Source organism: Microvirga sp. BSC39 (genome assembly GCF_000739015.1).
Classification (GTDB): Bacteria; Pseudomonadota; Alphaproteobacteria; order Rhizobiales; family Beijerinckiaceae; genus Microvirga.
In genome coordinates this window covers 163,877-176,452 of record NZ_JPUG01000076.1, presented here as the reverse complement: position 1 = coordinate 176,452, position 12,576 = coordinate 163,877, and the positions used below count along the sequence as shown (strand labels likewise).

Genomic DNA, 12,576 nt, shown 5'->3' with positions numbered 1-12,576 from the left:
TGCCTCTATGTGCCTTGAGGTGTGCTGGAGAACGCACGATGCTGCACGCTTCCATTGACATCCGTACAATCGGGCCCTCCTTGGGGACTGAAGACCTGCAACTCGCTCTCACCCTCAAAGAAGCCCCGGTCTCGCAGGCGGCACGCTGTAACCGGCTTCGCCGGGCGGCATGTGCTGGCGACGAGAACATCCGATTGAGAAGTAAGGCGCAGGATCTGACCTTCCAGCCCGCGGATGTCGCCGCCGAGGAGACGCCGGGACTGCTTCACGAACCTGTTGGATGACATCGCCAGGCTCGAGACCCCTTGCGCGTTGATGCCGACTCCATTGGCCGAGAAGCGATTGTGCTTGAGAGACAGGCTTGTCAGCGGAAGGTAGCTGGCGAGATCAGGGCCTTGGCTTGCTCCACCTTTCTGCGCGACGATGTTGGCGATATAGGCGCTGACGCCGGAATTGGCGTTGGCCTCGATGCGGTTTGAATACGCCCCCACGTCGATGCTGTTGCGCACCTTCAGGCCGTCTCTCCTGTTGCTCGCAAGATAGTTGTTGGTCAGAACGTTGCAGGAGCTCTCGAATACGGTGACTCCGTCCTGATCGTTCCGGAAGGAACTGTTGGCATGAATGACATTGTTCGTGCTGTTACGGTCGATCACGATTCCCGAACCTGCATTGTCGAACGTCATATTGCCGATGACCAGCCCATCATCCACCTCGCGCGAGATGGTGATCCCGTGCCGATGCTTCGTGCCGTAGATTGTGTTGAGGGCGATGACGGTTTCTTTTGTGCGGTCATGAGCGTCCAGAGCATAGACGACGCTGTCGCGAAATTCGTTGCCGACGACCTGGATGCGCTCCGCTTCATAGGATTGGAGGCCGAAATAGAGGTTATGGAAGACGCTGTCGACGATCATTCCTGTAGGACGCGCCTGATCACGCAGCTCGGCCACCCGCTCCGGCCCTGATGAATAGCTCAACCCGAACGACTTGGCGTTGTCATAGCCCAGAGCCACGAGAGAGGACGAAGCCACGTTCATGCGTCCGTCTCCCCAGGTAAGGAGGAAAGGCCGGAAGCCGGTGGATTTGTCAGCGTCAGCCCAGAGGGGTTGCCGTGATGTCTCGTCATATCCGGCGACTTCGGCATCGATGATGTGGACATTGCCTGCATTGATGATGAAAGCGCCGGCGCTCGCACTGAGCCGATAGACCGGGCTGTCAAGGCGGGACAGAATGAGTGTGGCTCCTGGAGCGACGAAGATCGGTGCGCGCACCGTGACGGCATCGGCACTATAGCCGATGAGATCCCGTGCGTCGGTGCCCTGCAGCTGGCGAGCCACCATTCCTAGTGTCGCAGCACCGCTTTGAACCACGATAACTCGAGGCGAGGACAGGCCTTGATGCCGGATTGCCTGCTCCAGCCGCGTACTTCCCTGCTCATCATCCTCAAAAAACTTCGCTATGTAGGGGTTGTGGTTCGCAAAGGTGCTTCCGACTACCGCGTCGCCGGGCCATGGCGTACCGGCCCTGACGTCTGCAGCCGTCACGAAGCTCTGGGGAAGTTGCGCGACAGCGTTTGTGGCCTTTCCGGCATCACCCATAATGAGCGCGAGACCCCTTCTGGTCTGGATTTCCTGTGCTGTTTCCTCGGCCTCATCGGAAATGGATGCGACCGTCTGCACATCCTGCGGTGTGCCGATGCCGGGTTCCTCGGCTGAGGGAGCCCTGAGAAGATCAGCCTGCAACTCGGCCAAGCGCCGGAAGGTCGCTCTACGGAGCCGCTCGTCCTGGATTGTGCGGATCAGATCGGCAGCATGGATGCCGCCCTCCGGGAGAGTGGCAATTTGGAGTGCTAGCTCCGCCTTGTCTTCGTCCGCTTCGACTTTCTTGATGCCGCGCAACAGCAAGACTTCGGGGATTTCACCACGCTTCCTCTTCGCGACCAGATCCGCTACTTCGGCTGCCACGATCAGCTGTTCGGCGCGCGTGCGAATTCCGGCGTCGGCGATGCGTCCGGCGAGTTCACCCGCCCGAGCCTTACTCACCTCCAAAGCTAAAGATCTGATGATCTCCAGGAACAGCTTGTCCCGCGCCCCCGCTTCCAGCCCCTCGGCATCCCGCACCGTTTCGTTCAACGCGCGGTCTCCCATCTCCCCTCTGCTTTGCTGCCTGGCCTGACGTGCAACCTCCGAGAGAGCCGCAAGACGGGAATCCGTATCTTCTATACGTTCAGCCAACGACATCGCTTGGCTGAGATCTCCAGACCGGGAATGGGCGCTGACGACGGACGCGAGAGCACGTCCCACGTCCTTCGCTCCGACAAGTTCGGGAACGATCTGCGTGGCACCGGCTATGTCTCCGACCTTCGCCTTCGCCCTCGCTATGCCACTCAGCGCATGGGAGCGATGATCCTTGTCGACGAGGCGTGGCAGCAGAGCCTCGGCGTCGGGCACCCGGCCACGGTCCGCCAGCTTCTTTGCCAGTTCGCTGAGGATGGAGGATCCCTCGGCACCAGGCTCGATCCGTTTGGCATAGCGCAGCGCTTCGTCTAGGCGCTCGGATCGTGTGAGCGCCCGGACGACATCGGGAAGAGCCGCGCGTTGCACGGCCTCGCCATAAGTATCGATTTGCCGGGTGCTTTCGGACAGGAGATGAGCGGCCATGGCGTCATAGCCAGCCTGCTTCAGGTCGGCGGCAAGTTTCAGCTGGATCGAGACTTTGCCTGGGCTGTCCTGCATGACGTTGAGCACTTCGGCAGCCCGGAGCGCGGCACCTCGGTCAACATAGCTCCTGACAACCGCGCTGATGGCTTTGTCCTGGCTGCTCGAATGTGTGATCCCTTGTGCCGCCACAAGGGCAATCCTGTCCTCCTGCCTGGAGATCGCAGATTCGATCAGGCTGGAGAGCAGTTCATCCCTTGCTTTGCTGTCCAGAAGTGAAAGCGCCAGCAAGGTGCTCCCGGGAAGATCCCCCGCCTCAAGACGCTTCTTCGCCTCTGCGGTCAGCTTGACATCCGCCGCCTTCTCCCAGGGGCTGCCCTTGAGCTGTATCCGCGCCAGCTCATGGCGCGCATAGGCGCGATCACGGGATTGTGGAATACGGGTGACGGCACGATCGGCGAGATCCGTTCCCACTGGTCCCAGCCCTGCTGCTACGCGGGCAGCAGCCTTGTAAGCTCCCCCTCGTGTGCCCTGCTCAGGGATCTGATCGGCGGTCTCTATCGCGAGAGAAGCATATCTCAATGCGCGGTCCTGAGCGCCGGCCTTGGCATAAGCATGCGCGAGATCCACGAAAGCGGCAGACCGGTAGGCCGGCGATCTCTGCTCGCCTGCAATTTGATGCAGCGATACGCCCACTTCCACCCGATCCGCAGTGGATGGAGCGCCCATAATATCATTGAGCGAAGACTGCAGAAGGAAGGAGCTGAGAATGTCATGGCTCAAACCATCATCTGCAAGCCGCATCAACTCGGTCCGAGCCCCATCGCGCAGCTCCGCCGAGCCTGCATTATCCTGGTTGGCGAATTTCTCAAGCAACCTCACCCTGGCCCTTGCAACCTGATAATAGCCAGCCTTCTGCTTCAGGTTGACGCCATTCTGCTCGGCGGAAAGAAAAGCTTGGCGTGCCTCGTCTGCAAGGCGGGACACCTCATTGCTGCCCTGCGCCATGGCGCTGGAAACCAGCGCCATGGACATGAAAAGGAGGGCGGTACGCAGTCGACGTCGACCGTCAGATCGTGACGATGCGGTCATACTGATCCTCCAGACGCACGATGTCGTCTTCGCCGAGATAGGTGCCGCACTGAACCTCGATCAGATGAAGTTCGTCATCCCCGATGTTTTCCAGCCGGTGAACGTCCCCTTTGGGGATATAGACCGACTCGTTGGCCTTCATGACGAAGACTCTTTCGCCGACAGTGACGCGGGCAGTTCCAGAAACGACGGTCCAGTGCTCGGAGCGATGGTGGTGATACTGCAGCGACAGTCGTCCTGCCACATCGACCACAATGTGCTTTACCTGGAAAGTCTCGCCGACGCGCAGGGACTCATAAGATCCCCAAGGGCGGCGGACCCTCTTGTGCAAATTGGCTTCCGGCCGTTTCGCTGCGGCGAGCTCGGCTGCGAGGCGGCCGACATTCTGGGCTTGGTCCAAGGAGCTCACGAGGACCGCATCAGCCGTATCGATCACGACCACCTTCTCGACACCCATGACGGCAACGAGCCTGGAATTGCCGAGAACATAGCTGTCGCGCACATCCTGGAGGAGCGTGTCTCCGCGGGAGACATTCCCGTTGCCGTCCTTGTTTCCCACATCCCACAGAGCCGACCAAGACCCAAGATCGCGCCATTCGGGCGCCACGGGAACGCAGACCAGCCGGTCGCTTCGCTCCATGACCGCATAGTCAATCGAGATGACCGGAGCCGTATCGAAGTCGGCGGCGAGACGGATCGTATCGTTGCCGCGTTGGGCCGTAGACAGGGCGCGACGGGCGCAGGCCAGGACCTCCGGCGCATACCGTTCAAGCTCTTCCAGAATGGTACGGGCGGTGAACATGAAGATGCCGCTGTTCCAGAGATGACGGCCTCCGGCCACCAATGTCTCAGCCACAGCTCGATTCGGCTTCTCGACGAAGCCAGCAACCTTGAAGCTGGCCTCATCGAAAGCCTCATTGACCTCGATATAGCCGAAGCCCGTCTCCGGGTGGGTTGGACGAATACCAAAGAGAACGATCTGCCCCCGGCGAGCTGCCATCGCGGCTTGCGATACAGCCTGCGTAAACACCTCAGTTTGCTCAATGACGTGATCGCTCGGTGCAACGAGCATCAACCGCTCCGGGTCCTCCTCGGCAATCAGAGCCGCAGCGGCAGCAATGGCCGGACCCGTGCTTCGCACGCATGGCTCGACCAGAAGCCGGGCCGAACCTGTGCTCAGCTGGCCGATCTCTCGCAATGCAAGGTCGCGATGATTGGTGTTAACGACGATCAGAGGTTCGGCGTACTGCTCCGTGCGGAAGCGCTGAACCGTCTGCTGGAACAGGCTCTCGCTGCCAGAAAGAGCATGAAATTGCTTTGGCTCACTGGACCGCGAAATCGGCCATAGACGGGTGCCTGAGCCACCGCACATGAGAACCGGAATAATATTGTCCATTGTTGATCTCCAGAAAATCCAAGTGATGTCCTCCGGTTGATGGCCCGGACCCATTCATTCCCCGGAATTGAGCCCGGCTAGCCGCCTTCCATTCTCACCTTGAGGCTCTGTGGCCTTCTTTTGTGCATTGGCCGTCGCGCTGTCCTTCGACAGGATAGCTGCAATCTTGTTTCCTGCCCAGTTCACAGCCGTTTGGAGCTTGCCGACGGCAGACCCGATTGAGGACCCGGGAAACGTATTGAAGACCACCGATACAGGCTGACCGATCGTCGACGCCCCGAGTTCCCGACCAGGGGCCAGTCTGACGATCAGTCTCCCGGCAAGGGAAGGATCTTCGAAGGATGGCAGGCGCTCGATATTGGCCTCCCTTACGCGGGTGCCGTCAGCATATTCGATCACGGCATTGGCTCCTTTGTAGAACCGCAATGCCTGATCCTGCGGAATGCTGGCGGTGATGTAGGGGTTGCTGGTCTTCTCCCGTAACGTAAGGATCGGTGCTCCCTCCCGAACGAAGTTGGCAGCCCGGCTGTATCGGGCCTGAACCACGCAGTTGCATGGGCTATCGATGACGATGCTGTTGCCTTGCGTGCCTTGGATCGTCAGGAGCGGCTCACCGGCTTTGACCTCGCTTCCAGCAGCCACGAAGGTGAGTTGTCCGTTCGATGGAGCAGGCACAGTGACCAGATCGGCGGTGATCTGGGCTGATTGAGCCGGGATCAAGTAGAAGCGGTCGAACAAGCTCGTTGCGATGAAGCCCAGGAGAAGCAAGGTCGCCACCCCGAGGCCAACGTAGCCCGCAGCGCTTCGTCCGCGGTGGGCGAGGCCGGCTACGAAACCTTGGGGTTGGGGCCGCGGAGGAACCTCCCGGGTCTTTCCCTCATTGCGCCGGGCGACGACATCCAGCACGTCTCCTGCCTCCACGACCTCACCGGCAAGATAGGCATCGAGGATGAATCGCAGGAGACTATGCTGCCGTGGAGAGACATCGACGAAGCGAAGACCAATCCGGTTATGCTCGTTTGCGACGTAGCGAACCTCCGCGTTGATAGGCAGCGTCAGTTCATAACCGCTGAATGGAAAGGCAAGCGTGAGATCGAGCACTTGGCCCGGCTTGGCGTCCAACGATCCGGTGCGAAGCCCGAGGCCGCCCACGGAAACGTCAACGACCGCGAGTTGCGCTCCATTGTGAATGCATTTCACGGGCAGGCGATAGCGCGGGTGCTGCCTTTGAACCTCGGCCTCATGCGTAATTTTCGTCATTGATACGTTCTCCAAGCGGCACCGCTGTGATCAAGGAAGGAAGAACATGGGATTTGGCGTCGGAAGGACCTTCATGCCCCACGCTAAAACCGATACGAATGCGATAAGCGCAACACTGTGCATGTATGCTGACATGAAGTTGCTTGCGATCAGCGGGCGCTTTGCCACATTCGCAGAGGTCGTCTTCTGTCGTGTCCACTTCTGACGATCGAGCCGGAATGTCACGTGGACTTTGATCAGCGATCCGAAAATCTGGTTAAAGTAGAGAAGGAAGGGATAGAAAACCGACACCCTTTGGCGAGAGGCCAGGAGAGAGAGGGTCAGAATATAGCGGGTAGTCAGGATCCAGAGTGCATACAGAAGGAGTGCGTACCCGCTGATGAAGATAGCGGCGAGAAGCGCAACAAAGAATCCGACGAGCGATGTCCACATCGACATGCGCTGATCAAGGATCGACCACCACGTGAACAAGCCGATTTTCCGAGGTCCGAGAGCAAGAGCTCTCGAATTCGTGCGCAGCATGTTGCCGAACCAGCGCACCATCAGCATAGCTGCAGCCGAGACGAAGTTTTCCGACGGTGGGTCCTCCACCGTCAGGACGACCACATCCGGGACATAGAGCATCTTATAGCCGTTCCGCAGAAGCCAGAACCAGCTCGACTTGTCGTCGCCGGTGAGAAACTTGAAACGGCCGAGGCGCCAGTGATCGATATAATCGAGTTCCACCTGGCGGATGAACTCCGGGTTGCAGACGATGCTTGCGCGGAACATCGACATGCGGCCGGTCAATGTCAGGACCCGCTCAGACAAACCTACGGAGGACATCAGAGTATGCCGCTGTGCGAACCGCAGGGCATACCACTCTTGAAAAATGCGGCTGCCGCGAACTTCGCTCAACTCATCGGTTGTGAGCGCGCCGACGTTCGAGTCGAGCTGGAAGAAGCCGACGCACTTCTGCACGAGATCGCGCGGAACGATGCTGTCACCATCGATCACGGCAACGACGTCATCGGGCGCCGGAGCACGCCTGGCGACGGCCCTGAAGCCGTAAGCGAGAGCATCCCGTTTGCCCGTCCCGGCGATCCTGACGATGACCAAGTCCACCTTGTCCTGATGACCGCATACCGCCTGAAACAGGCTCTTGATGAGCCGCTGATCACCAGCCTCGACGATCGACGCGACCACCGTGGCCTTTCCGGGCGCGGCCAACGCAGCCTCGAAGGCTGCTCTGTAAACGCGTGTAGTGACCGCGCTGTCGATCCGGAACGTCGTCACAAGAAGAAACGTATTGGGAGGATCGCGCCTGACTGCTTCGTCGGCAGCCTTCCGCTGACGCGGAAAGACCAGCTTCCGGAAGATGAGCGCACGGATGAAGTGCAGCAGCCCCCATCCGTAGCGCCACATGGCCAATATTCCGATGGCTCCGATCACACCGGCTCCGACGGAAACATATGCTCCAGGTGGAAGCGCGGCAGCAAATGCCACCAGCGCAACCACATAGAGGATATGTGCCCCTATCGACTCCGAGAGACGGATACTGCCATTACCAGCAGATTCCCTGATAGAAGTCACCTGAGCACCTTGCTTGGTCGATACGAACGAGATCAATGAGAGGCCGGTCATCCTGCACGACATTCAGAAGGCGCTTGGCTTCGTCACGATTCCCGAGGACAAACACTTCAGCGTGATCGACGACCTCGTTGACATCAGCCGTCAGGAGTGACGTCAAATGAGGAAGATGCGCTTTTACGAACTGAAGGTTTGCGCCGGTCAGCTTGGAGACTTGAATATTCGGATCGTAGATGCGGATGTCGTATCCGCGACCATAGAGGCGCTCCGCAAGCTCCACCAGCGGGCTCTCGCGCAGGTCGTCGGTCTCCGGCTTGAAGCTCAAGCCGATGATGCCGATCCGGCGCTTACCGGTTGCAGCAACCATCGAGTATGCACGCCGCAACTGCTCCTCATTGGCGTCCATCGTTGCATCCAGGATGGGCGTCGGGACGTCCAGTTTCCGGGCAGCAAAACGCAGGGCTCGCAGATCCTTCGGCAGGCAGGATCCGCCGAACGCGAAGCCGGGCTTGAGGTAGGCTTTGGAGATGTTGAGCCGATTGTCCGCACAGAGCACGTCCATCACGGCATGACCGTCGATGCCTGCCTCCTTGCAGATATTGCCGATTTCGTTGGCAAAGCTGATCTTGAGAGCGTGCCAAGCATTGTTGGTGTACTTCACCGCTTCGGCGGTTCTGATGGAAACGATCCTGGGCTCGACCTTGAAGATCTTATGGATCTCCAGCAGGCGATCAACAGTCGCCTGATCATGCCGCCCGAAGATGATTGCGCCTGGATCATAGTAGTCGCTGATCGCGGTGCTTTCCCGCAGGAACTCGGGGTAGTATGCGACGCCGAAGCCCACGCCGGCCTGACGGCCGGAGGCGCGCTCGAGAGCAGGCAGAACGATGCTCTCCATAGTGCCCGGCAAGATCGTCGAGCGCATGACGACTGAATGGAACGAGTTTTTCTCCCGGATCGCAGCACCGATTTGCTCAGCCGCGGCGGTGACATAGGAGGTGTCGAGAGAGCCGTTTGGACGCGAAGGCGTTCCAACACAAACGAACGATAGATCCGTACTGTTGACAGCCTCGCGAACGTCGCTGGTTGCTATGAGGCGCCGGCTGCTGATCCCACTTTGTATCAGTTCTCCCAATCCTGGTTCGACGATCGGGCTGATGCCCTCGTTGAGCGGACCCACTTTCTGGGGGTTCGGATCGACTGCAATGACGTGATGGCCATCATTGGCCAAGCACGCCGATGAGACCGCTCCGACATAGCCAATCCCAAAGACACTAATTTGCATTAGGCTGTTCCTGCCAACTAACAGTGAAATCGAGGCGCCAGATAGAATTGCGCCGGGTGCAGGCCAATAAATACTCCTGCTTTACTCAAAAGCTCTTCACTATTTCGGCTGGAGAGATACCCCCTAGGGGTTAAGTAGAGAACTACTCCTATCAATAGATCCCACTTAACTCATAAGAGTACCTGCCCCCACTTGATTATTATGCTGCACCGCACACGGCAGATATTCTGCAGTTATACTACAATTCGACTTGCAAGTTGGGTCAATTGAATTGTATAAGCGGACACTGCAGATAGAATCCGAAGGCATTCTCTACGCCGGTGAACAACTCAGAAATCGGACTGCATGAGTTTCTTCTTTCCGATATCCCAGCTTAGTGAACGGCACCGAGATCGGAATGCATTCCCTATTCACCCCGTATGCATCAGAATTTTGAGGGGCATGCCCCCGCTAGGTCGAAGACTTCCATCGATGGGGCGCATGAAGGTTATTGCGACGATATATCGAATAACCCGTTTGAGTGAGGTCATTACGATCGGCTTTTGCACCTTGGTGCGTGCTCAGTTCGTCAGGACGAGCGAAGCGCAGAAAGCTGGCTGAAAGCGTGCGGCTCAGGCAGCGCGCCTTTACCATGTGCACCATAGGCTTTTGACACCGCCATTGCTGCCGGTAGAGAATTTCACCTCTCGGCATCGAAACTCTCAAGCAAGCCCCTTCCGATAATACGATCGAAAGTGCAGCTTTATAGAAGGCACCAAAGCAAATAGAGTTACATCAAGACTCGATCGATCAAAAATGCATGGACCTGGGGCATCATCAATGGCTTTGTATTCGTCGCTTTCGCCGAGCCGCAATTTCAATCTAACTTATTGGAAAATCACTCTTCCAACAGACCGGAATGGCACTGTCTCAGGCACTGCCTCTGAGGTGAAGAACCTCAATGGCTATGTGAACCCGAAGTACTTCTATACCGCATCTGATGGAGCCATGGTCTTCAAAGCTCCTGTGGGAGGAGCAACGACGAGCGGATCACGATATGCGCGCTCTGAGCTTCGGGAGATGCACGGTTCAGAACGGGCAGCATGGAGCGTCGCCGAAGGCGGTTTCATGAAGGCAACGCTCGAGATCGACCAAGCTCCGACTCTCTTCAATGGAGCAAAGGGGCGCATCGTTGTCGGTCAGGTTCATGGCCAGGACGATGAGCTCGTCCGCCTCTATTGGGAGAAGAGCACCCTCTATTTCGTCAATGACATTGCCGGCGCCACAGGTCAGGAGACGAAATTTGCTCTGACCAGCAAGGCCGGCGCAAAGCCCAACGTCGGCCTCAATGAGAGATTTAGCTATTCGATCGACGTCACAGCCGACCGCGTCAAAGTAACGGTCTCGGCCGACGGTCAAACTTATACGGCGACGGACCATATCAATCAGGCATGGAGAAGCGATGCCTTCTACTTCAAGGCAGGCACGTACCTTGGAGTGAACGAAACGCAGGGGACTGGCTATGGTCAAACATCATTTTACGATCTGAAGTTCAGCCACCCCGTCAAAGCGCCTCAAGCGCTGTTCAAGACAAACGGGCTACCATCCACGTCGAAGACATACGCCGGCACAGGCAAAGCCGATAAGCTCACGGGCTCGAGCGGGAACGACAGGATCGAGGGCAAAGGCGGCAACGACATGATCTGGGGAAAGAGCGGGAACGACATTCTCGTCGGTTCGGCCGGCAAGGACTCCTTCACGTTCGATACGAGGCTCGGACCCAGCAACATTGACGTCATTCTGAACTTTAGCGTCAAGGATGATACGATCCGCCTCAATGACACTGTATTCAAGAACCTTAAATCTGGAAGGCTGCCAGCGGAAAGCTTCGTCGTTGGACCCAAGGCGTTGGATGAGCAGGATCACATTATCTACAACAACAAGACAGGCGGTCTGTTCTATGATTCTGATGGATCAGGTCAAACCCGTGCCATCCAGTTTGCCAAGGTCGATGCAGGCCTGAAGTTAACGGCAGCCGACTTCCTGGTCATCTAATGAAAGAACGCTCCGCTTTAGACGTGTCCTCCATGATCGGGCGACAATCGCCGGATGAGACGAGTGGCTTCTCACCCGGAAAAGGTAGACGGCTCGATATTTAACGGATGTGTCTCTCTTGCGTGCGCTCGCATGCGCCGTTTTCGGCAGCTTACAGCCAAGCTGACCTCCTATTGCCACGATTGATGGTGAGAAATTTCCCCAACCAAGGGGATATGCATGATTTCTCGTCTTCTTCTTGCCTGCGCGGCTGTCGCCTGCTCCGTGCCTGCCGCCGCATCGGATCGCACGACGATCAACTCGCTTGTCGCTCAGCATGCCAGGGTCCACGGCGTTCCAGAGGCTTTGGTTCACAGGGTTATCAGAAGGGAAAGCAACTATAATCCGCGAGCACTGAGCAAAGGCAATTTCGGCCTGATGCAGATCCGCTACGCAACGGCCCGCGGCATGGGATATCGCGGAAGCCCGTCGGGGTTGCTCGATGCCAACACCAACCTCACTTACGCAGTCCCATATCTTGCCAACGCGTATAAAGTTGCCGGCGGCAGTTCCGATCGGGCCGTCGCCCTCTATGCAGGCGGCTACTATTATGAGGCTAAGCGCAAGGGGCTGCTTCATGCACTCGGCACGGCCGTTGCCGATCCAGTGTCGACCGGCTCCATCTCGACGGTTGGAAGCACCTCGCGCTCTTCGGCATTCACATCTGCGAATGCGCAGTGATATGGCCAATTAGGTCAGTTCAGACCCTATCGCTCCACGCTCGGCCTTCTACGAGGCCGAGCGTCTTCATCGTCGAGACTTGATCTTATTCAATCAGGCCGGCTCGGTATCGATGCCCGCGTCCGCCAGATCCTTAAATCCGCCGATGTTGAATACAGCCGTATAGCCCATGTCCTGCAGGGTCTTTCCCGCCAAGGCGGAGCGCCCGCCGGAGGCGCAATGCAGGAGAACCGTTTTATCCTTCTGGAAGGCAGGGTTGTGATATTGGCTCTCCGGGTCGGCCCGGAATTCGAGCATGCCGCGGGAGACATTGACCGCCCCCTTGAGCTTTCCACTTTGCTGAACTTCCGTCGGATCGCGCACATCCACCACGAGAACATCGCCTGAGCGCATCTTCTCGGCAGCCTCATTTGGCGACAGCCTGGGCACTGAGGAGTTCGCTTCGGCCAGCAGATCCTTCACGTTTTTCGCCATGGTCCTCTCCATACAGAGCTCTGCCGTCTGGCAGCCGGGCGAGGCTCCGCCTGAGGGCGCAATGTGTCAAGGAAGATAAAGTCTCAGACGTG

Annotated in this window: 8 protein-coding genes; 2 read left to right on the top strand and 6 right to left on the bottom strand. The window is 58.0% G+C overall.

Annotation, left to right across the window (positions count from 1 at the left end):
* Positions 1–5: 5 nt before the first annotated feature.
* Genes MA07_RS28070 through MA07_RS21960 form a run of 5 tightly spaced genes read right to left on the bottom strand, consistent with a single transcriptional unit; the run spans position 6 to position 9,256 of the window.
* On the bottom strand, positions 6–3,746 hold the full coding sequence (locus tag MA07_RS28070) for a right-handed parallel beta-helix repeat-containing protein (protein ID WP_081929116.1): 3,741 nt from the start codon (positions 3,744–3,746) through the stop codon (positions 6–8).
* Positions 3,724–5,142 (bottom strand): mannose-1-phosphate guanylyltransferase/mannose-6-phosphate isomerase, encoded by a 1,419-nt coding sequence (locus MA07_RS21975; protein ID WP_036356811.1) that lies wholly within the window; start codon positions 5,140–5,142, stop codon positions 3,724–3,726. The genes MA07_RS28070 and MA07_RS21975 overlap by 23 nt, the downstream gene beginning before the upstream one ends.
* Before the next feature lie 54 nt (positions 5,143–5,196).
* Entirely contained in the window at positions 5,197–6,402 is a 1,206-nt protein-coding gene (locus MA07_RS21970) for a PilZ domain-containing protein (protein ID WP_036356808.1), read from the bottom strand.
* A 30-nt stretch (positions 6,403–6,432) separates the two neighbouring features.
* Positions 6,433–8,025, bottom strand: coding sequence for a glycosyltransferase (locus MA07_RS21965; RefSeq protein ID WP_081929115.1), 1,593 nt, complete (start codon positions 8,023–8,025; stop codon positions 6,433–6,435).
* Positions 7,946–9,256: a UDP-glucose/GDP-mannose dehydrogenase family protein gene (locus MA07_RS21960; RefSeq protein WP_036356805.1), complete on the bottom strand. Its 1,311-nt coding sequence runs from the start codon at positions 9,254–9,256 to the stop codon at positions 7,946–7,948. The genes MA07_RS21965 and MA07_RS21960 overlap by 80 nt, the downstream gene beginning before the upstream one ends.
* Before the next feature lie 819 nt (positions 9,257–10,075).
* On the opposite strand from MA07_RS21960, the gene MA07_RS21955 reads away from it, so the two are divergent.
* Together MA07_RS21955 and MA07_RS21950 are read left to right on the top strand one after the other, a co-directional pair.
* On the top strand, positions 10,076–11,290 hold the full coding sequence (locus MA07_RS21955) for a polysaccharide lyase family 7 protein (RefSeq protein ID WP_160195474.1): 1,215 nt from the start codon (positions 10,076–10,078) through the stop codon (positions 11,288–11,290).
* Between the two features lie 219 nt (positions 11,291–11,509).
* On the top strand, positions 11,510–12,010 hold the full coding sequence (locus MA07_RS21950) for a lytic transglycosylase domain-containing protein (protein WP_036356803.1): 501 nt from the start codon (positions 11,510–11,512) through the stop codon (positions 12,008–12,010).
* A gap of 93 nt (positions 12,011–12,103) precedes the next feature.
* On the opposite strand, the gene MA07_RS21945 is transcribed toward MA07_RS21950, so the two are convergent.
* On the bottom strand, positions 12,104–12,484 hold the full coding sequence (locus MA07_RS21945) for a rhodanese-like domain-containing protein (protein WP_036356801.1): 381 nt from the start codon (positions 12,482–12,484) through the stop codon (positions 12,104–12,106).
* Positions 12,485–12,576: the final 92 nt, after the last annotated feature.

What these genes read in the sequence shown, in the direction of transcription:
- MA07_RS28070 (WP_081929116.1), bottom strand. Translation starts at nt 3,746, where the DNA reads ATGACCGCATCGTCACGATCTGACGGTCGACGTCGACTGCGTACCGCC.
- MA07_RS21975 (WP_036356811.1), bottom strand. Translation starts at nt 5,142, where the DNA reads ATGGACAATATTATTCCGGTTCTCATGTGCGGTGGCTCAGGCACCCGT.
- MA07_RS21970 (WP_036356808.1), bottom strand. Translation starts at nt 6,402, where the DNA reads ATGACGAAAATTACGCATGAGGCCGAGGTTCAAAGGCAGCACCCGCGC.
- MA07_RS21965 (WP_081929115.1), bottom strand. Translation starts at nt 8,025, where the DNA reads ATGACCGGCCTCTCATTGATCTCGTTCGTATCGACCAAGCAAGGTGCT.
- MA07_RS21960 (WP_036356805.1), bottom strand. Translation starts at nt 9,256, where the DNA reads ATGCAAATTAGTGTCTTTGGGATTGGCTATGTCGGAGCGGTCTCATCG.
- MA07_RS21955 (WP_160195474.1), top strand. Translation starts at nt 10,076, where the DNA reads ATGGCTTTGTATTCGTCGCTTTCGCCGAGCCGCAATTTCAATCTAACT.
- MA07_RS21950 (WP_036356803.1), top strand. Translation starts at nt 11,510, where the DNA reads ATGATTTCTCGTCTTCTTCTTGCCTGCGCGGCTGTCGCCTGCTCCGTG.
- MA07_RS21945 (WP_036356801.1), bottom strand. Translation starts at nt 12,484, where the DNA reads ATGGCGAAAAACGTGAAGGATCTGCTGGCCGAAGCGAACTCCTCAGTG.